Annotated in this window: 16 protein-coding genes and 1 riboswitch; of the genes, 3 read left to right on the forward strand and 13 right to left on the reverse strand. The window is 39.5% G+C overall.

Features of this window, described 5'->3' with window-relative positions:
- From PQ474_RS09960 to pgmB, 4 genes are all read right to left on the reverse strand, one after another.
- Window positions 1-663 (reverse strand): uracil-DNA glycosylase, encoded by a 663-nt coding sequence (locus PQ474_RS09960; RefSeq protein ID WP_273842550.1) that lies wholly within the window; start codon window positions 661-663, stop codon window positions 1-3.
- Between the two features lie 148 nt (window positions 664-811).
- Window positions 812-2,212, reverse strand: coding sequence for a sucrose-specific PTS transporter subunit IIBC (locus tag PQ474_RS09965; RefSeq protein WP_273842553.1), 1,401 nt, complete (start codon window positions 2,210-2,212; stop codon window positions 812-814).
- 554 nt (window positions 2,213-2,766) lie between these two features.
- Window positions 2,767-4,221: a glycoside hydrolase family 32 protein gene (locus PQ474_RS09970; protein WP_273842555.1), complete on the reverse strand. Its 1,455-nt coding sequence runs from the start codon at window positions 4,219-4,221 to the stop codon at window positions 2,767-2,769.
- Window positions 4,222-4,288: 67 nt separating this feature from the next.
- On the reverse strand, window positions 4,289-4,972 hold the full coding sequence (gene pgmB, locus PQ474_RS09975; protein ID WP_273842556.1) for a beta-phosphoglucomutase: 684 nt from the start codon (window positions 4,970-4,972) through the stop codon (window positions 4,289-4,291).
- A gap of 104 nt (window positions 4,973-5,076) precedes the next feature.
- Here pgmB and rarD point away from each other — a divergent pair, with 104 nt between their 5' ends.
- A complete protein-coding gene (rarD, locus tag PQ474_RS09980) occupies window positions 5,077-6,027 on the forward strand; it encodes an EamA family transporter RarD (RefSeq protein WP_273842558.1) in 951 nt (316 codons plus the stop codon).
- A 47-nt stretch (window positions 6,028-6,074) separates the two neighbouring features.
- Here rarD and glnA read toward each other — a convergent pair whose 3' ends face one another.
- Together glnA and cshA are read right to left on the reverse strand one after the other, a co-directional pair.
- On the reverse strand, window positions 6,075-7,433 hold the full coding sequence (gene glnA / locus PQ474_RS09985; protein WP_273842561.1) for a type I glutamate--ammonia ligase: 1,359 nt from the start codon (window positions 7,431-7,433) through the stop codon (window positions 6,075-6,077).
- Window positions 7,434-7,848: 415 nt separating this feature from the next.
- Window positions 7,849-9,348, reverse strand: coding sequence for a degradosome RNA helicase CshA (cshA, locus tag PQ474_RS09990; protein WP_273842564.1), 1,500 nt, complete (start codon window positions 9,346-9,348; stop codon window positions 7,849-7,851).
- Between the two features lie 333 nt (window positions 9,349-9,681).
- On the opposite strand from cshA, the gene PQ474_RS09995 reads away from it, so the two are divergent.
- Window positions 9,682-11,220: an FAD-dependent oxidoreductase gene (locus PQ474_RS09995; RefSeq protein WP_273842567.1), complete on the forward strand. Its 1,539-nt coding sequence runs from the start codon at window positions 9,682-9,684 to the stop codon at window positions 11,218-11,220.
- Window positions 11,221-11,612: 392 nt separating this feature from the next.
- On the opposite strand, the gene PQ474_RS10000 is transcribed toward PQ474_RS09995, so the two are convergent.
- The 3 genes from PQ474_RS10000 to PQ474_RS10010 all read right to left on the reverse strand — a co-directional run bounded on the left by PQ474_RS10000 (window position 11,613) and on the right by PQ474_RS10010 (window position 13,632).
- Window positions 11,613-11,882 (reverse strand): hypothetical protein, encoded by a 270-nt coding sequence (locus PQ474_RS10000; protein ID WP_273842569.1) that lies wholly within the window; start codon window positions 11,880-11,882, stop codon window positions 11,613-11,615.
- 194 nt (window positions 11,883-12,076) lie between these two features.
- On the reverse strand, window positions 12,077-12,754 hold the full coding sequence (locus PQ474_RS10005) for a cadmium resistance transporter (protein WP_273842570.1): 678 nt from the start codon (window positions 12,752-12,754) through the stop codon (window positions 12,077-12,079).
- 206 nt (window positions 12,755-12,960) lie between these two features.
- Entirely contained in the window at window positions 12,961-13,632 is a 672-nt protein-coding gene (locus PQ474_RS10010) for an HAD family hydrolase (protein WP_273842572.1), read from the reverse strand.
- A gap of 594 nt (window positions 13,633-14,226) precedes the next feature.
- On the opposite strand from PQ474_RS10010, the gene PQ474_RS10015 reads away from it, so the two are divergent.
- On the forward strand, window positions 14,227-16,212 hold the full coding sequence (locus PQ474_RS10015) for a methyl-accepting chemotaxis protein (protein ID WP_273842575.1): 1,986 nt from the start codon (window positions 14,227-14,229) through the stop codon (window positions 16,210-16,212).
- A 77-nt stretch (window positions 16,213-16,289) separates the two neighbouring features.
- On the opposite strand, the gene PQ474_RS10020 is transcribed toward PQ474_RS10015, so the two are convergent.
- The 4 genes from PQ474_RS10020 to PQ474_RS10035 form a co-directional block, all read right to left on the reverse strand.
- The gene (locus PQ474_RS10020) at window positions 16,290-18,476 is read right to left on the reverse strand and encodes a DNA topoisomerase III (protein ID WP_273842579.1); all 2,187 of its coding nucleotides are present in this window, start codon (window positions 18,474-18,476) and stop codon (window positions 16,290-16,292) included.
- Between the two features lie 270 nt (window positions 18,477-18,746).
- Window positions 18,747-19,064: a DMT family transporter gene (locus PQ474_RS10025; RefSeq protein WP_273842581.1), complete on the reverse strand. Its 318-nt coding sequence runs from the start codon at window positions 19,062-19,064 to the stop codon at window positions 18,747-18,749.
- 1 nt (window position 19,065) lies between these two features.
- Entirely contained in the window at window positions 19,066-19,422 is a 357-nt protein-coding gene (locus tag PQ474_RS10030; RefSeq protein ID WP_273842584.1) for a DMT family transporter, read from the reverse strand.
- A 62-nt stretch (window positions 19,423-19,484) separates the two neighbouring features.
- Window positions 19,485-19,600, reverse strand: a riboswitch (guanidine-I (ykkC/yxkD leader).
- A 39-nt stretch (window positions 19,601-19,639) separates the two neighbouring features.
- Window positions 19,640-20,836, reverse strand: a complete 1,197-nt coding sequence (locus PQ474_RS10035) for a class I SAM-dependent rRNA methyltransferase (protein WP_273842585.1) — start codon at window positions 20,834-20,836, stop codon at window positions 19,640-19,642.
- Window positions 20,837-20,863: the final 27 nt, after the last annotated feature.

Below are 20,863 nucleotides of genomic sequence, written 5' to 3' on the forward strand. Positions count from 1 at the left end.
TCACGGTAATTGCCAATTAATCGGCTTCTCATTGTTTTCAATTAATAGTTGATTCACCTTTGAAAAGGGTTTACTCCCAAAAAAACCTCGGTTGGCAGATAATGGACTTGGGTGTACCGATTCAATAATGGCATGCTGCTGATTGGTGATTAACTTCTTCTTACTTTGGGCATGTTTTCCCCATAATACAAAAATAACTGGTTTATTCCGTTCGTTTAAGGCTTTGATCACCGCATCACTAAATCGTTCCCACCCTTTTCCTTTATGAGAAGCAGGTTCTCCTTCGCGAACAGACAAAACTGTATTTAGTAAAAGAACACCTTGTTCAGCCCATGAAACAAGATAACCATGATTCGGAATATCACAACCGATATCTGTTTGCAGCTCTTTAAAAATATTTCTTAACGAAGGTGGTATTTTTTCATTCGGTTTAACGGAAAAGCTTAGGCCATGAGCTTGATTCGGACCATGATAGGGATCTTGCCCCAAAATCACTACCTTTGTTTCTGCATACGACGTATCATGTAAAGCATTAAACTGATCAGCCACTGGAGGATAGACCGTATATTGTTGATGCTCCTTGTTTAAAAAGAGCTCTAACTCCTGAAAATATGGTTCTTGAACTTCTTGCTCTAAAATTTGACTCCAATCATTGGTAAACATCTTTAATCCCCACCTTTTTCTTCCCCTATTTTAACATGAGTTTACTCATGGTGAGCTTTTACTCCACAAATATTAGGTCGTAGACTTCACATTGAATAATTGAAAAAAGCCCGCTCCGCACTAAGCGAAACGAGCTTTTAACAAGTCCTTATTTTTTCGTTACATCTTCTTTCAAACCTAAGATCCACGTTGCGACAAAAGCTCCAGCTGTGGCAATCAACATCCCGACAAGGTAATTGATGATATTAGATGTTCCAAATGGAGCTGCAATGGCGATCATCGGAATACCCGTTAAGCCGTAAGCATTTGTAACAACATTCGTTAAGACGACGTAAGCTCCACCTAATGCTCCACCAATCGCAGCACCGATGAACGGACGCATGAAGCGTAGATTCACTCCGAATATAACGGGCTCCGTGATTCCTAAGAATGCCGAGAATGATGCTGGAATGGCAATTTCCTTCACTTTTGGATTTTTCGTAAGGAAAAACACGGCAAGACCAGCTCCACCTTGTGCCACGTTAGCCATTGCCCAAATGGGAAGTAAGAAGTTAATGCCAAAGTCCCCAATTAACGCTGCTTCTATTGCATGGAAACTATGATGTACCCCTGTGATAACAATGGTTGAATAAAGTCCACCAAAGATTAAACCAGCAAAGATGCCGCCTGTATTATAAATGAAGTCAAGTCCCCATGTTAAACCATTCCCTACCGATGTTCCTAATGGTCCAATAAAGAGCATCGCAATAAATCCAGTTAGGATGACTGTTACAAACGGAACCACTAGTAAATCAATCGCATTTGGAACTACCTTACGTAGACCTTTTTCAATCTTACTCATAATGTAAACAACGAGCAGAATGGGAATAACGGTTCCTTGATAACCAAGAAGATCGACATTCATACCAATGAATTGAATCGTTTCTGGCTCTGCATTAGCTAACGTCCATGGGTTTAGTAAAGCTGGATGTGTCATAATTCCACCAAGTACCGCCCCTAAATATGGATTCGCACCAAACTCCTTTGCTGCACTAAAACCGATGAGGATCGGCAAGATAATGAAAGCAGCACTTGAGAACATATCTAAAAATAAAATCCACGGGCTGTCTGGCGCCACCCATTCAAAGGCTCTCATCATTCCGAGAAGACCCATGAGCAAACCACTCGCTACGATCGCTGGAATAATCGGAACAAAAATATTTGATAACGTGCGGGCAATTCGTGCTAAAGGATTCATTTTCTTTTTAGCTGCTTCCGCATGGTCCACCTGTTTCTCGCCACCGTCTGTATCCTTACTCCCAACACCCGTCAGTTCTGCAAATTCCGCATACACTTTGTTCACAAGACCCGTACCGAAAATGACTTGGAATTGTCCAGAAGCACTAAATACCCCTTTTACTCCTTCTAAATCTTCTATTTCTAGTTTATTAGGCTTATCTTCATCGTTTAACACAATGCGAAGACGCGTAGCACAGTGTGTCGCACTCACCACATTGTCCTTTCCTCCTAGCAGCTCAACTAGCTCACTCGCCACTTTCCTTGTATCCATCTAAAATCCTCCTTTTCTCTTAACGAACCCTTTGTTAAGAACTGTTACTTAAAAAAATTGTCAAAAAAGACCTAAAATGACACCTCGTACAAACGTCTATAAATAAATAGACGTCGCCCGTTGGCTTCATTTTAGGTCTTGCCTGCATGATCAGTAACAATCCCACTTATTCTTTTGGTTACGCTTTCAGTTTACCTCTTTTTTTTGCAAGCGTCAATTCTTAATATACTGGTAATTTCTTACTCCATTCGATTCTTTAAAAAAGAGTTCACTCAAGTAGAGTGAACTCACAACTTATTTCATTACGATAATCTCAGAAGGCGTCGTTTGCGCAGGAATGCCTCTAGTTGCCACTTTGTAGAACACTATCAGCCCCTGATTATATAGATCATCTAGCGGCACTTCTTCGCCTTCTTTATGGACAAGGACAGTTTCTTCGTCTAGTTAATGTTGGTTTACCAATCATTTCGGTCAATTATAGGGTGATATCAGTCTTTTCGAACCTAATATTGGTTCGTTCATCTGGTATTTCGGTCCACTTTCTCTTTCAGCTGCTATCTACTCTTCAACGTCCACGCTTCGATCTTCACTCTCTCGCTACCATCAGCGGCAAAAGAGATTCCTTGATCTTCTTGCTTTGGATATATTCGTGCAGAGAAGACCTCTTCACCGTCATTAACAAAAACCTCAATGGAGGACGTATCGAGATAAATACGTAAATTAGTCAACTGCTGCAAATGACAAAAGCGCTCTTCTACCGTCTTCCCATCGACATAGCTGATACGGTCTAGTTTTACTAATTTATCGGTTGGATGGTAGACGATGTTCGCATGGTTACGAATATGAATCTTAATCGGCTGCGTAACCGTTTCTAGCGTCTCCAAATAGATTTCTAATGCTTCGCCTTCTATTCCTTCAAAGCCTTGTGCCTTTGTTGTCAGTTCGACGTTCTCATAGGCACAATGGTTTGTTCGTAATTCTTGCAATTCAGTGACAGGTTGTTGATAGATTTTGCCGTTAATCCCTTTTAATTGTCTAGGAATGGTCATGGAATGAATCCACTTATGTTCAATCGTTGGATGAGCATCCTCTCGTTCTTCTGGCATACCTAGCCATCCTATTAAAATGCGTCGTCCCTTTTCATCAACCGTCGTTTGTGGCGCGTAAAATTCAAAGCCTCGGTCTAGTTCGATGAATAAACCATGTTCATATTGTACCTTTTCATAATCCATCTTTCCGATCACATAACCTGCTTGATAGAGATTCTGATAGTAAATGCCACTCGGCTCGAGCCCTTGTGGTGAAAAGATCAGAACATCTTGTCCATCTAGCTCAAATAAATCCGGGCACTCCCACATATAACCGAAATCGTTCAGTGGTCCCATATGAGCTCCGGCAATTGGACCAAGATGTTCCCATTCCTGTAAGTTATCTGAACAAAACAGCACCGCTTTTCCTGTTAAGTCCTCTGCTTGAGCACCAATAATGAGATAGAAGTGCTCTCCATGCTTCCAAACCTTTGGATCGCGGAAATGAGGCGTGTAGCCTTCAGGCAAGTTAATGACGACGCCTTTTTTCTCAAACTGTTGACCATCGTCTGATACAGCCATCACTTGATACGTTTCTCGATTATTCGCTTCGTCTTTCACATTTCCGGTATAAAATAAATACAATTTATTCTCGTGTTCAATTGCACTTCCAGAATAACAACCATTTTTATCAAACCAATCACTTGGCGCTAATGCAATCTCATGATGCTCCCAGTGAACGAGGTCCCTCGAGGAATAATGTCCCCAAAATTTTGCTCCATGGTCTGTTTTAAACGGATTCCATTGATAAAAAAGATGATAGGCTCCATTAAATTGAATAAATCCATTTGGGTCATTAAGTAACCCAACTGGCGGCATCACATGGTAGGCTAGTCGATACGGATCGACTTCTACCTCCCTTCTATGCTTCTTTACTTCATCATAAGCTCGTTGTCGTAATTGCTGATCAAGATTTGACATATCAATCTCCTTTTCCATCTGTTTTTCAATAGGCAAATCTTATCTTACTAAGAGGTCTTTTGGCAAACTAAAATGAATATAATGTCTTATTGTGCAGGTTCAAAGCGACCTCTAACGATTCTATAGTTAACCGTTCCGTTGAATCTATGTAGAAATCTGCTTTCTTTAAGAACGGCTCATGGCCAACGCCAACCGAAAACATCTCCGTTTGAAGAATGGCTGATAATCCGGCCTCTCCATCTTCTATAGCCACACATTCAGAAGGATAAACATTTATGTGCTCTGCAGCCTTTAGAAAGATTTCAGGATCTGGCTTTCCACGCTTTAATTTAGTCACGTCCACGACACCTTCAAAGTAATCAATTAACTCGAGCTGTGTTAAGACTAAACGTGCATTTTGACTAGCTGAAGCCACAACCATCGGTATTTTTTGGGCCGCTAAGTCTTTTATAAAACGTTGAATGCCAGGCTGCGCGTCCTCTGCTGTTAACTGGGTGATTAACGCTTGGTAATGGGTATTTTTCTTAGCGCAAATCTCCACTATTTCCTCTTCTGTAAATGTAAAACTTGATTTCTCAATAATGGCATCAACCGTCTTCCGACGACTAAGACCTTGCAGAGCTTGATTCCACTCATGAGAGAAATCAACATCTAGGCTGTTAGCAAGTCTCACATTCGTTTCATAATGCAAAGGAACTGTGTTGGATATAACCCCATCCATGTCAAAAATAACGGCTTTCATTTGTTTCATCAATCGTCTCTCCTGACTTATTTAGGTTTCCGAAAATCTTTCATAGGCAGCACCTGTTCATTTGTGTAAAATAAAGCTATCTCATTTGGAGAGGAAGAACAAACATGCAACAAACAGATCATCAGTCAGGTGTCCTTGCTGCTACTGCCGCCTATTTACTTTGGGGAGTACTCCCTTTATTTTGGAAGCTCTTTGATACCGTTTCTCCAGGTGAAGTTTTGGCTCACCGTGTGATTTGGTCGCTTGTTTTCATGATTGGCATTTTAGCCATTCGAAAACAGCTACATTCAGCTTGGGAAGAATTCATCTTTATCTTTTCACATTTTCGTTCCGCCATAGGAATCATTTTAGCATCTTGCTTTATCTCTTTAAATTGGTTTATTTTCATATGGGCTGTTAACAGTGATCGTGTTATTGAAGCTAGCTTAGGATATTACATCAATCCTCTACTTAATGTCCTTTTAGGAGTCTTATTCTTAAAAGAAACGTTCACACGTTGGCAAATCGTCTCATTTGTTTTAGCCTTTTTGGGGGTAACCATCATGACGCTCTACTACGGAGTGGTTCCCTGGACTGCTTTACTCTTAGGCCTATCGTTTGGTTTATATGGGTTAATTAAAAAAATAGTGAACGCTGGAGCCATGGTTGGGTTAACCGTTGAAACGCTTTTGGTTACACCTGTTGCTTTTCTTTATTTGTATTGGATTCATCATCAACCTGCCTTCAACAGTGCTTTTGGTCTAACTCACGTAGATACGACACTGCTGTTAATAGGTTCGGGTGCAGCGACCGCGATTCCATTATTGTTGTTTGCAATAGGAGCTAGACGTATTTCGCTATCGCTCATTGGGTTTTTACAATACATGGCTCCAACGATTATGCTCTTACTCGGAATTTTCTTGTTTAACGAGCCGTTTTCAAACGTTCAATTCCTAGCATTCCTCTTAATCTGGATCGGGCTAATCATCTTTACGACATCGAAAACACCTGCATTTCAAAAGTTCACCGCCAAATTTTCTCGTTCCAAACCACAACAAAAACAAAAAGCATGCTGACAAATCGGCATGCTTTTTGTTATTTAAATGAAATACTACAATCTTTATTAGAACTTAGCTTGGTAAGCTGCAACTTCCCAGTTTGTAACAGCTGTACGGAAGTCATCAGACTCTGCACGTTTAAGAGCTACATACTCACCGAAAGCATGCTCGCCAAGTGTTTGGCGTCCAATTTCACCTGTTTCGAAACGATCAAGTGCTGCTTCAAGGCTTGTTGGTAAGTTTTCAATTCCACGAGCATCTAGTTCTTGCTTAGACATGTGGAAGATATCTGCATTAACAGCTGGAGTCACAGTTAAATCACTGTCAATTCCGTTTAAACCTGCAGCTGCAATAATCGCAAAGGCAAAGTACGGGTTAGCAGATGGATCTGGACAACGGATTTCTACACGAGTTCCCGCCCCACGTGTTGCAGGGATACGAATTAGAGCAGAACGGTTAGATGCAGACCATGCAATATAGCAAGGTGCTTCATATCCTGGTACTAAACGCTTATAAGAGTTTACTAGTGGATTTGTTACCGCTACGAAATCCTTTACGTTCTCCATTAATCCAGCAATGAATTGGTATGCTTTTTCTGATAAGCCAAGCTCATTAGATGCATCATAGAAAATATTCTCTTGCTTTTCATCGTCAAATAAAGAGATGTTTACGTGCATTCCGCTTCCGTTTTCACCAGCAAGTGGTTTCGGCATGAATGTCGCATGGTAGCCAAATTGTTGTGCTACTGTTTTAACAACCCATTTGTAAGTTGTTGCTGCATCAGCAGAACCTAATGCGTCAGCATATTTGAAGTTAATTTCATGTTGACCAATTGCCACTTCGTGGTGAGAAGCTTCAATCGTGAAGCCCATCATTTTCAAAGCTTTATAGATTTCAAGACGAACTTTTTCACCTAAATCTTTAGGAGATGGCTCGAAATATCCACCTTTATCTTGTGTTTCTAAAGTCGGTTGTCCGTTTTCATCCGTTTTGAATAAGAAGAACTCAAGCTCTGGTCCAACACTGATTGAATAACCTTGGTCTTTTGCACGTTTAACTGTTTTTTTCAAAACGTTACGTGGGTCGCCATCAAAGTCTGATCCATCAGGCTTTTTTACGCTACATAAGAAGCGAGCTTCAGAATAGCCCTCTTGCTCTGTCCAAGGAAGAACGGCAAAAGTTGTTAAGTCTGGATCTAAATATAAATCTGATTCATTAATTGGTGTATAACCTGTAATAGAAGAACCATCAAACATTACTCTTCCTTCTACTACTTGATCTATTTGGTCAGCCGTTACAGTAACATGTTTAAGTGTTCCCTCAATGTCCACGAATTGTACGTGAAGAAGTTCTACGCTCTTTGTTTCAATCGTTTCTTTTATAGTTTGAACTAAGCTCTCTCTTGTTGGTGTAGAAATTGCCATTTCTCAACACTTCCTTTTCATGTAATGTTTTATGACATCAACTTGTTATGTTTTACTTTATGATGTTGCGCGAATTTTCGCAATAGGTATGTCAGATAATCTGACATAGAATATCTCGCTGGTAAAAATGTTGATTTTACGGGAATACGCACCACTAAAGCAATGAAAAGGGTTTCAAAATTTCAATTTTCTCATAATTTGATTTTCAAGAAAATACAGATTTTCACTTGAATTTTTAGAAAATACGAAAAAGGATAGACAGTCCTCTAGCAAAAAAGGATAAGGCGTCACGCGGGGAAGGCTTTTTTACGATGCCTTTTTAAAACCACTTATAACTATTTCTTCATTTAATTACCATCTCATTTTAAACGATTTACACAGAAAAAAAGCTGGCAAAATCGCCAGCCTTCTTTTATTATGCGTGTTTCGGTTTACGTTGCTGTCCGCCACGTCCACCTTGACCACTTGAACGACGAGCACCGCTACGCTCATCTTTGCCACGGTATGTCGAACGACGACGATCATCACGTTGACGACCACCAGCACGGTATGGTTTACCACTGCCACTTCCGCCACCACCATGACGCTTCTTCACCCGCAATGGCGCTTCTCCTGTTAAACGAACTGGAGTTGTGTCCGGCTCTTTAGTCAGAAGTTTTAATGCCGCTGCAAGCGCAGTTGTCGCATCTGTTTCTTGTAGCAAGTCTTTCGCAGCTTTATGATAGCTCGCTGCTTCACCACTATTAATAAGTGAACGCAGTTGTTCAATCGCAAGTTCTTGCTGTCCTCTCATTGCTTGTTCATGAGAAGGCTTCTGAACCTTTGTCATCTTTTTCTTAGAAACTTGCTCAATCGTTCTAACATGATCCATCTCACGAGGAGTAGCAAATGTAAGAGCTAGACCTGATTTACCCGCACGACCTGTACGACCAATACGGTGAACATAGCTTTCTGGATCTTGCGGAAGATCAAAGTTATAAACGTGAGTAACACCACTAATATCAAGACCACGTGCTGCAACATCTGTTGCAACTAGGACATCAATAAGTCCACCTTTGAACTTACGAAGAACACTATCACGTTTCGCTTGGTTAAGATCTCCATGAATTCCTTCAGCACGGTATCCGCGTTTGATTAACGCTTCAGAAAGTTCATCTACACGTCTTTTCGTACGACCAAATACAATCGCAAGTTCCGGTGAATGAATATCCATGAAACGGCTTAATACATCAAACTTCTCTTTTTCATGTACTTCTACGTATTGCTGCTCGATGTTTTCCATCGTTACTTCTTTTGACTTAACCGCAATTAATTGAGGATTTGACATGAACTGTTGTGCTAATTTCTCAATTCGTTTCGGCATTGTCGCTGAGAATAGAAGTGTTTGGCGCTCAGTAGGAACTTCTTTTAAGATGGTTTCAATATCTTCAATGAAGCCCATATTAAGCATTTCATCCGCTTCATCAAGAACAACCATTTTCACTTCATTAAGACGAATCGTTTTACGTCTCATATGATCCATTAAACGACCAGGTGTCGCCACTACTACGTGCGGCTTGCGTTTCAAATCTGTGATTTGTTTACGCATGTCCTGGCCACCATACACGACAACCGTACGAACGCCTTTATGCTTACCAAAAGTAACGAGTGACTCTGCGACTTGATTCGCAAGCTCTCGTGTAGGGGCAAGGATAAGTGCTTGAACATGTGCTTCTTCAACATTAATACGGTTAACTAGCGGAACACCAAATGCACCTGTTTTCCCTGTACCCGTTTGAGCTTGCCCAATAATGTCTTTCCCTTCCAATGCAGTTGGAATCGTTTCTGTTTGAATTGGTGTTGCTTCTTCAAATCCCATTTCTGTTACTGCTCTTACTACATTGGGATCTAAGTTAAAATCATAAAAAGTTGCCAAATATATAATCTCCTTTGTTGGTGATCTTCACCCTGTTTCAAAATTTAAAACATCTTTAATAATATCATGTCCTGTACCAAAATACAATATGTTTCTAATTTTTAGACAATCAACCGGTTGCTATTTAAGCGGAAACCCTTGGGTCAAGAGGATTTCACCCCTTCTCGCCTACGATTTATTCTAAATAAATTTCATGAAATTTATACACCACTTTCTCTATTTCTGTCATTTTATAGCCTACTCGCTTTCACCTTAAAAATAATCAAACCATACATGTATTCTCCTGAATTGGTTACATTATGAAAACAAATCGTAATTATTTGGAGGTACATAATGACAGACGAATATACTTTAATGGATTCTACCATGCCTAACCAACCTGAGCCTTATTGGCGTGACTCTTTCGATGTAGAGAGTTTTCCTATATTAGAGAAAGACCTCCATGTTGATGTTGTCATTGTAGGTGGCGGGATCTCTGGAATTACAACTGCCTACCGTCTTTCTGAGGAAGGAATAAAAGTAGCTTTATTAGAAGCCAACGTCCTTCTAAATGGGACAACCGGTCACACGACAGCGAAAATAACCGCTCAACACGGCGCAATTTATGATGAACTTATCTCGCATCTAGGAGCGGAAAAAGCAAAGCTTTATTATAATGCAGCAACAGATGCCTTGAACTTCATACAGAACCTTGTTCAAGAGCAGAACATTGATTGTGATTATACCAATGAAGATGCGTATTTATACACGACGACGAATACAGGCGTTAATAAGTTACAAAAAGAAGTGGAAGCCTATAAACAACTAGGAATCGCTGGAGAACTTGTTTCATCTATTCCTTTAAACCTACCTGTTAAATCAGCGCTCGTTATGAAAGATCAAGCACAGTTCCACCCGCTCAAATATCTTTCTTATTTAGTTGGGAAAATTAAAGAAAACGGTGGCCTTATATTCGAACACACCGTCTGTGAAGATGTGAAGGAAGGCAGTCAACCAACTGTCTTGACTAAAGGAGGTCCGAAAGTAACTGCCAACTCAGTCGTCGTGGCTTCTCACTTTCCTTTTTATGATGGTGGTGGCCTCTATTTCTCAAGAATGTATGTCGAACGCTCGTATATTTTAGCAGCAAAGGTACCAAAGGATGAATGCCCCGACGGCATGTACTTAAATGTCGATTCTCCGTCACGTTCCCTTCGCTACACGATGCGAGACGGAGAAAAACTTGCTTTGATTGGCGGGGAAGAACATAAAACGGGACAAGGAATTAATACAAAATATCATTATGATGCCCTAGAGCAATATGGAATGGAACTATTTTCAGATTTCAACATTGAATACCGCTGGTCGGCTCAAGATATGGTGACACTTGATAAGGTTCCTTATATTGGTAAAATTTCTCGAATACATGCTAATGTCTTTGTTGCAACAGGCTATCGAAAATGGGGAATGACCAATGGTACAATGGCTGGATTGTTGTTAAGTGATCTCATTCTTAAGCGTGAAAATCGCTATGAATCACTCTACCGTCCATCTCGCTTTATTGCAGATCCAAGCATTAAGCATTTTATTACTCAAAATGCAGATGTAGCGAAGCAATTATTGAAAGGTAAGTTTGATAAAAGCGAGAAACACCCAGATGATGTTCAAAAAGAGGAAGCTGCCGTTGTAACCGTAAATGGCAAACGCGCAGGAGCTTATCGTGATGCCGAGGGAGAGCTTCATGTAGTCGACACCACCTGCACTCACATGGGCTGTGAAGTGCATTGGAACGATGGTGAACGTTCGTGGGATTGCCCTTGTCATGGATCGCGCTACTCTCCTAGTGGTGATGTATTGGAAGGTCCGGCAAAAAAGCCGTTAAAACGCTTATAAAATGACCTTTTTTTCAAAGCCTGCTTCAAGTTTATTATTAAAATCAAAAAATTAATTAAAACCTTTTTATAAAACGTTCAATAGATAAAATAACACATTATAAAAGGAAATGAAGAAGGATAGGTGAGCAGTAATCATATCTGCTTAGCCTATCCCTTTTTCGTACTACAAATGACCTCACCACAACACAAAGTATTATGTTGTTGAACTAAACCAGCTAATAGAAGTCAATATTTTTCAGTAAAATTCTTTTAATACAATGATATACCAAAAATGCTAATACCAAATAACCTTCCTTTATCCTATTGGAAGGTTTTGGATTAGTTATTTAATTATATCGCTTAAGCTAAATCTAGGAAAGTCTCTTAATGCACCCGTTAACGTAATAAGAGTTATTTATTTAATTGCTTATCCAGTAATGACTTAAAAGCCTTTTGAGCATTTGGGTTAGTTACCATCCTCTTAGTTAGAAACCTACTTTGTAAAAACTTTCTTACCGGCCTATTCCCAAAAAACAAACGATGATACTTTTCGTCATTGTATATTTCAATAAACCATTTATGCTTTTTTAATTCCTCTATATGTTTGTCTATCTTCCTTGTATCTAAGGAATTATCTTGTCCGATACTCCCAAGCAGACCAGCAATAATTTCAAAAATCATATAAGAAGTCCCCTTCAAGAGAAATAATCATCAGTATAACTTCCCCAAAAAGTTAAAACAAATGTAAAAATCCTTCTTCTAGTATCCTGCCCCTTTAACAAAATAGGAGCTGCCACATTCGACAACTCCTTGTTCAATATTCCCACCCTTTAGTTCAACAAATTACAGTAAACCTTATTCAATAAACTTTGGGTTTAAAGGAATAAATTCCCAAAGAAATAACTTAATGTACCACTAGAATAAATAATGTGTACTCCTAAACCAATAAACACAAATGGAATAAAAATATGACCATATCTTTCTAGTACAATACTGACCAAAGGATTTTCAGCTAATTTGTATCCAGCATAACACCAAACTCCAATGAGAATGACAAATACTATGATAATAATTAAAATTCGAGTTAAACTACTCGTTGCAAAGAAAGGAACATAAATTCCAATGTTATCTCCTCCATTTGCAACTGTAATACTTGCAACTTTGACTGTATATGGACTAATAAAACGATAAAGAAATGAAAACCTCTTAGTTTTGTTTTTATCATGTTCATTAAATTGTATATCCTGTACCTCTGCTTCATCTGAAGCAGTACTTGTATTCCTCAATTGTTCAACAAGCATCTTAATTCCGAAATACATAGGTATTAGACCCAGTAACCCAATCCAAACCTTTGGAAGAAGCAAAATACCGTAAGCAGCTATGATACTAAACGTAGTAAGAATAGCGATGCCTAGATACTGACCAGCAACAATATGATGATTTCTAAATTTAGAATTACGTTGAGAAAACAGTGTCATTAGAACAAATATGTCGTCCAAGTTGGTTGATGCAAATGCTATCGTTCCAGAAACAACAGCCCCCAAAACACTCATTAAGCCACCAGCCCTCATAATCATTTAACATATTTTCATATGATGAAATGGCGGAAGTTGTGAAGGTTTTTTATCTTTAATTAACATACACCGTTAGTAAAATAGGAGCTGCCGAAGCAAATCCTTGTTGTTCTTTTGGACCCGTTCGCACAATAAGAACAAGGCGGTGCTTCCTTTAAGCATCACTTCATAGCTGAAAAAAGAAGCTAATTGATTAACGCTCCCAACTCACTAAGACTATGTATAACAATGACATCCGAATGTGACGTTTTCTCTTTACGATTTAACCATATTCCCTTCATCCCTGCATTCTTACTACCAATAGCATCAGTCTCTAATCTATCCCCTATGTAATAACTTTCATGAATTGGCACATCTGCTTGGTTACATGCTTCTAAAAAGATAGTAGCATTAGGCTTAGATACACCAATTTCGCTTGAGGTAATAATACAGTCAAAATATTTGCTTATATTTATACCTTCTAATTTCTCAATTTGCTGATTATAATCACCATTACTTATTACTCCAAGGCGGTTTCCCTGCTTCTTTAATTGTTCTAAACAAGGTATTACATCTTCAAATACTGTCCAATTTCCTTTATAAAACTTTAAATAATCATTGAATTTATTATCCGCTTGTTCGTTGTTTAAATGACTGCCAAACAACTCTCTAATTCTCATTCTCCGTTGTTCCTGAAAAGATAATTCTTTTGATAAAAATTTTTCAAAGTATTTATCTGATAACTCATACCATCTTTTTATAAACTCAGATGCACTAAGTTTTAATTCTTCATTATTTTCTTTTAAGAACTCAATGGCTCCCATTTCTTCTGCTTTTTCATGGTCAAGTAAGGTTGCGTCAATATCAAAAAATAGCATCTGTCCATCTCCCAGATATGTTTTTATTACAACCTGCTTCGTTCGTATTATAAGGTTAGCCAGATAAGAAAATATTTCTGGTTGACCTTATTCTTTATTATGGTCTTATTAAAACAGTAGCCAGGGTAGAACGTCTCTGCTCGTGGGGTATAGGCCCCGTCAAGTAAACCGTTCTCCCCCTACTTGTAGTCCATATACTTCTTACTCAAAACACCAGCCAGTAACAGCCTTCATATTTATAATCACTTACATTTTTGTATTTGACAAGCAAGAAAATGTAAACAAATGGAATTTAAATTTATATCCCCTTGTCGACTCTCATTATTGATAAAGCAAAAAGAACACCACTTATCATTTAAGTGATGTTCTGAATTGAATATAATGTGTAACATTAAAGACAACCCTATACTCTTATGGTAAGAATCGTTAATCACTTGTCTTTAATTTTACATAGTAAAGCAGGTTTTTTTATTGTTCTTCTATCTCTTGTAAAAGATTTCTTCCAATAGACCTAGAACATACGCATTAGTTTTTGTTGAAATTTGTCGGAAGATTACCGATAATAAGAATACTACAATAAAAGGTGGTCAGAACATGAAATCGATTCAAACAAAACTTGTGACTTTTATCTCCATTATTTTAATTATTACCTTGGCCACTGTTTCTGCTCTTACCTACTTCCAAGTAAAGAAACAGGTAGAGACAACCGTACAGAAAGAAGGAGTTTCTGTTGTATCTGAAAAGAAAGATTTAGTTGAACTTTATCTGGCTAATTTCAATTCCTCCATTTATCGATATAGCCAAGACCAAGCGGTCATTGACTTTCTAAGCGCTAGTGAAGAAGACTCGCAACCACTCTGGTCGATCGTCAACAATGATTTCAGTGTCTTCAATGAATTGAATGAGAACATTGCTGTAACCTATATCGGTACCAATCAAGGCGGCTTCTTTACCGAACCACTTATTGATGTTGGGTCTGATTACGACCCTCGTATACGTCCATGGTATGAACAAGCATCTGTTAACCCCGACCAAGTGATTTGGACTGAACCTTATTTAGATGCCAGTAGCGGTGAATTCATTGTTACGGTCGCTAAGGCTGTTTCGGACCGTAACACGGTTTTAGGCGTAATTGGAATCGATTTATCTCTTGATAACTTAGCCGCGATTGTTCGTTCGAAAAATCTAAACTATGAGGGATTTTCTTTTCTATTTGACCAAACGGGTATTGCTCTCGTTCATCCAACGATGACCGAAGACAACAGTGACGATCCAATCGTTTCTCAACTATTGTCTGGTGAAGGCAACGGACAAATTGAATACACGGATGCAGGGTCTAATCATGTGATTTTCTATGAAACGATCGCCGATACGAATTGGGTGGTTGGAGCTCAATTTGAACAAAGCAAGATGCTTGCCCAAGCAAATGAGATTAGAAATGGTATTTTAATGATTTCAATCATTTCTATTATTCTAGCTGCACTCATTGCCTATTTTGTATCTAGACGCCTATCAAAACCAATCAAGGAGCTTCAAAACGAAGTAAGCCGTGTGGCAAACGGCGATTTAACCGTGGCCATGACGTCAAGCTCCAAAGACGAAATTGGCGTTCTAACTGCTGACTTTAATCGAATGGTAGGCTCAATGAGAGATTTAGTTCATTCTATTCAAACATCTGTTGATCAAGTCTCGCAATCTACTGAAAGTTTAAGTGCCGTTTCTCAAGAGACGCTTGCCTCTAGTGACGAGGTGTCTTCTGCGATTTATGAAATTGCCTCTGGATCAACCAAACAAGCAGAAGACATTGACCAAACGAAACAAGTGACCGTTCAGTTATCGAACAAAATGGATCAAGTTAATCGTTACTCTTCAGATCTTGTAGCCTTATCAACGAAGGCAAAAGAAGAAAATGAAAAAGGAACGAAGCAAGTATCCATTCTTCGCGACAAGTCTCAAGGTTTTAACACCGTTATTAAACGAGTCGAAGAAGTAGTTTTAACCCTTTCAAGTCGCGTAAAAGAAGTGGAGCATGTCATCGACACGATTAATAGCATTTCAGAGCAAACGAATTTGCTTGCATTAAATGCTAGTATTGAAGCAGCTCGTGCTGGTGAAAGTGGCAAAGGCTTTGCCGTCGTTGCAGACGAAGTCCGTAAACTAGCCGAACAAACGTCGCAAGCCACTGGTAGAGTTAGACAAACCATTGAAGGAATTGAAGCTGAAGCCCATAAAGTGGTACATGAAGTGGAAACGACGAAACTTATTACCGAAGAGCAAAACCAAGTCGTTCAAGAAACAGAAAAAAGCTTCAAAGAAATTGCTATGTTTGTTCAAGAAATTAATTCATCGATTAGTTCCATTCAAGGTGAATTTGAGCATATTATTCAACACAAAGACACGGTTGTATCTGCCATTGAAAACATCTCCCTGGTTTCTGAACAATCAGCCGCTGCAACCGAAGAAGTCGCTGCAGCTTCCGAGCAACAGCGCCGAACACTATCAACCGTTACAACTTCAACAGAAACTTTATATGAGGCAACTCAAAAGTTAACTGCAGGAATGAAACAATTTAAACTTTAAGGCATAGAAAGCCCCCTCGTTCTTTGTTTGAACGAGGGGGCTTTCCCTTTTCAGCTCGAGCAATACCTTGAGCGTCACTACTGTTTTTTTAACTTAGCCAACGCATCAGCCAATGCTGTATTTGAAAAATCCTCTTTTTTGTTTTGCTGCTTGATATAGTTCGATACTTCTCTCTTTGAAACTTTTTTATGTTGATTGTCTTTACGTCTTTCTTGGAAGGTTGACATTTTTTCACGATGTCCACATACACATGCAAACGTTTGACCTTCTCCCTCGCCCCAAATTTCTAATTTCTTTTTACATTTTGGACAGCGCGCATTCGTTACTTTTGAGATGTTTTTCTTGTAGCCACAGGCTGGATCCTGGCAAACCCGTCTTTTCCCATGTTTTGACTTTACTTCAAGCAAGAGCTTGCCACAGTCTGGACAAGGGCTTCCCGTCACATTATCATGCTTAAACGTCTTGTCACTTTGCTTAATGGAGTTGACAATATTGGTTGCATACTCCTTCATTTCTTTTACAAAAACATCCTTATCTAGTTTCCCGTTCGCGATTCTCTCTAGCTTCAGCTCCCAGTCTGCTGTTAAAGCGGGCGATTGCAAATCACTTGGGACAAGATCAAGTAACTGCTGCCCTTTCTTTGTGATGTGCAAATACTTATCTCTCTTTTCAATCAAATGGGTATTCATAAGCTTTTCAATAATATCAGCCCGAGTTGCAACCGTCCCTATTCCACCTGTCTTTCCGAGTGTGTCGGCTAATTCTTTGTTTTGACTTTCTAAATAAGCCATCGGGCGTTCCATAGCTGATAGGAGAGTTCCTTCTGTTAAACGTGCCGGTGGTTGTGTTTGCCCAGATTTCAATTCTACTTTTGTAACTTGTATTTCTTCTCCTACTTCAACTTGAGGCAAATGACGTTCGCTTGCTTCATCAGATTTCATAGAGGCGTCGTCTTTATAAACAACTTGCCATCCTAAGCTCGTCATTCTCTTTCCCTTTGCTGTGACTTGCTCGTTTGTAAGATTTGCTGTAATCGTAGTTTGATCATACTGATAAGCTTCAAAAAAGGCAGCCAAAAAACGGCGAACAACTAACCGGTACAATTTCGTTTCTTTTTCACTAAGAGCCGTTGGACTCGGTGATTGCTCTGTTGGAATAATGGCGTGATGATCGGTCACTTTTAGATCATTAATACAAGGGAGTTGCTTGCTAATCTTCACATTATTCAATTGTGATACGACTTTTCGAAATGGTTGTATATCACAGGCTTTGATCCGGTCTGGCAAAGTATCAACCATATCAGAAGATAAAAACTTAGAATCCGTACGTGGGTATGTTAGCACTTTATGCTGCTCATACAAACGCTGTAAGATCGAAAGTGTTTCTTTGGCAGAAAACCCAAACATTTTATTCGCGTCTCTTTGCAGTTCCGTTAGATCATACAAAAGCGGTGCTGGTGTTTGTTTTCGAACCGTTTTAACATCCGTTATTTTCAACTCACCTTTTGCCATTCGTTCACGCAATTTGGTTGCTCTTTCAGCATCAAAAATTCTTTTTTCACCTGTCTTTTCGTCATTCCAATGAAAGGTGATGCCCTTTTTGGTATCCACGGTCAACTCATGAAAAGGTACAGGTTTAAACGTTCGAATATCCCGCTCTCTTTTTTCGATCATCGCTAAAGTTGGTGTTTGTACACGCCCACACGAAAGCTGCGCATTAAACTTCGTCGTCAACGCTCTTGTCCCGTTCATCCCCACATACCAGTCCGCTTCAGACCTTGCGACCGCTGAGTGATACAACCCTTCATATGCTTTCGCATCTTTAAGCTTTTGAAATCCTTCTCTGATAGCACGATCTGTCACCGACGAGATCCACAAACGCTTTAATGGCTTTTGCACATGCACCTTTGCCAATATCCATCTCGCGACGAGTTCCCCTTCACGACCTGCATCCGTTGCGATAATGATTTCTTTTACATCTTTTCGCTGCAGTTGCGCTTTGACAGCATGGAACTGCTTGCTTGTTTGTTTCATGACCACTAATTGCAATTTAGACGGCAACATTGGTAAATCTTCTAACTTCCATGTTTTATATTGATCTCCGTAGCTCTCTGGCTCTGCTAATGTTACTAAATGTCCAAGAGCCCATGTGACGATGTACTTATCACCTTCAATAAAACCATTGCCTTTTTTCCCGCAATTTAATACGCGTGCAATATCACGCGCAACTGACGGTTTTTCAGCTAATACTACTGACTTTTGCATCAAAACATCCTTTCCAAACCTCATATCCTCTAATGATAGCACCCTCGTGATAAAAAAGAAATTATCGCTCTTAAGCTCATGTTTCACGTGAAACATTCTGATTATTAATGCGATTCTAACTTGGGAGAAATGACGACCGTTGATGACCTTCTCCCACTCACATTAAGTCATTTATGGCTTCCATCCTCTCTCTTGTCACCCTCCTAACTCAAATTAAGTAAATGAGGGCTACCATAGCTATAAATTTAATCCAACTCTTCATTAAAATTCTTACGACGAAACGACCTTCAATCCAACCGCAGATATAACAATGAAACTTAAGAACAGGACTCTCTTCCAATCTTTCGACTCTCCGTAAAAATACATTCCAACAAGCACACCACCTGCAGCACCAATCCCCGTCCAAACCGCATAAGCCGTCGCCATAGGGAGTACGACCATCGCAAGAGATAAAAAGAAAAAGCTTGCTGCAAACGCAGCTATGAGAAGAATCAGCTGGAGCAAACCGCGTTTTTTATTAAATTGACTGATCATCGCTACACCGGCCATTTCAAATAAACCGGCAACAACCACAAAAAACCATTCCATCTTACTCAGCCCCCTTCTCTTCCACTTTCGCTTCAGCGGTAGCCTTTAAGCCTATTACACCAACCAGTAGAAGGATCATAAATAAAATGGTTGCGAGATTCATAGGTTCTGCGAATATGAATTGATCGACTAACGCTGTTCCAACTGTTCCTAGTCCAACAAACACGGCATAGGCCGTCCCGACTGCTAGTTTTCTTCCTGTCCAAATTAATAAAACGAAACTAATCATGATCGCTACCGCGGTGGTTACCCATTCTAACGGTGTCGACGCATATTTGAGCCCTACGACCCATCCGACTTCAAATCCAGCTGCAAGCACTAACACGGGCCAAGCCCACTGGTGATTGGTTTTTTTCATACGAACCCTCCTCGTTCTAACAAAAAAAAGCCCGAGCGTTCTGCCATATATATGATGACAGTACCTCCCGGGCTTTTATCCCTCCGTGTTCATAAAAGTCCTTACTCATGACTTTTATGTGCCTTCTCTCGGACCAGTCCGATCTCTATTCAATCGCGGAACCCTAGAAAGCCCTTCAAACTATTCAACGAATTATTTCAATATCTCAAGAAAATTGTCAACCTTTCACTTTAATAAAAACAACTTTTAAATAATCTCCTTCAGAGAAAGCCTTGGTTGTTTTAAAATCTCGAGGTAAAGTATATTGCTCAAGAATTTCATAGTTTAGCTTTTCTTTCTGAAATGCCTCTTTAATAAACTTATGAAATTTCCCCATATTAAATGTACTGCAATTGGTTGAAGCGATAATCACTCCATTTTTTTCCGTAAGAGCAATGGCCTCTTGTAGCAACCCTGTATAATCCTTAGCTGCACTAAACGTATGTTTTTTCGATCTCGCAAAACTCGGTGGGTCAAGGATGACTAGATCAAAGCTCAGCTCCTTCTTTTTGGCATACTTAAAATAATTAAATACATCCATGACGACGATATCTTGTGCTTCATAGTCAATCCCATTTACACTGAACTGCTCAATCGTTTTAGGAAGACTTCTTTTCGCTAAATCGACACTCGTCGTTTTCGTTGCTCCACCGATGGCGGCTGCCACAGAAAAAGCTCCGGTATACGAAAATGTATTAAGGACTGTTTTTCCTTTTGCATACGTATCCTTTATTCTCTTTCTGACCTCTCTCTGATCGAGAAACACACCGACCATTGGACCATCGTTTAGGTAGATCGCAAATTGGATGTCGTTTTCTTTTACAAGCAAGGGAAATTCTCCCCGTTCGCCCATCACGAAATCATCATCCTCCACATATTCCCCTTTGCTAGCAAAGCGTTTCTTTTCATAAATTCCTTTAAACGACTGAACTTGTTGAAATGCTTTATATACATCAGTACGAAACTCGTATATACCTTCACTGTACCAAGTAAACACATAAAATTCATTATAGTAATCAATTGTTAAGCCCCCCATTCCATCCCCTTCCCCATTAAATAAGCGAAAAGCCGTCGTGGTCGGATCCTGGAATAAGGATTTTCTTTGTTCAAAAGCGGTCTTGATTCGATTCACAAAAAAAGAATGATTTATCTCATCGGCCTTCTGATTTGTTAACATCCAACCGATTCCTTTGTTTTGTTTGCCGTAGTAACCTTTTCCGATAAACGTTCCCGCTTCATCACAAAGATGAACAATCGAACCTTCCTCGATTGGCGGTAGCTTCTTGGCTAATGCGCTCACTTCTATTAAAGGAAAACCTTTTTTCATTTTCTCTGCTGCTTGTTTTTTGAGAGGTAACGTAATTTCCGGTCTCATAAAATCTCCAATCTAAATACATTATTG

This window comes from Halalkalibacter alkalisediminis, from assembly GCF_028610705.1.
GTDB lineage: Bacteria > Bacillota > Bacilli > Bacillales > Bacillaceae_D > Halalkalibacter > Halalkalibacter alkalisediminis.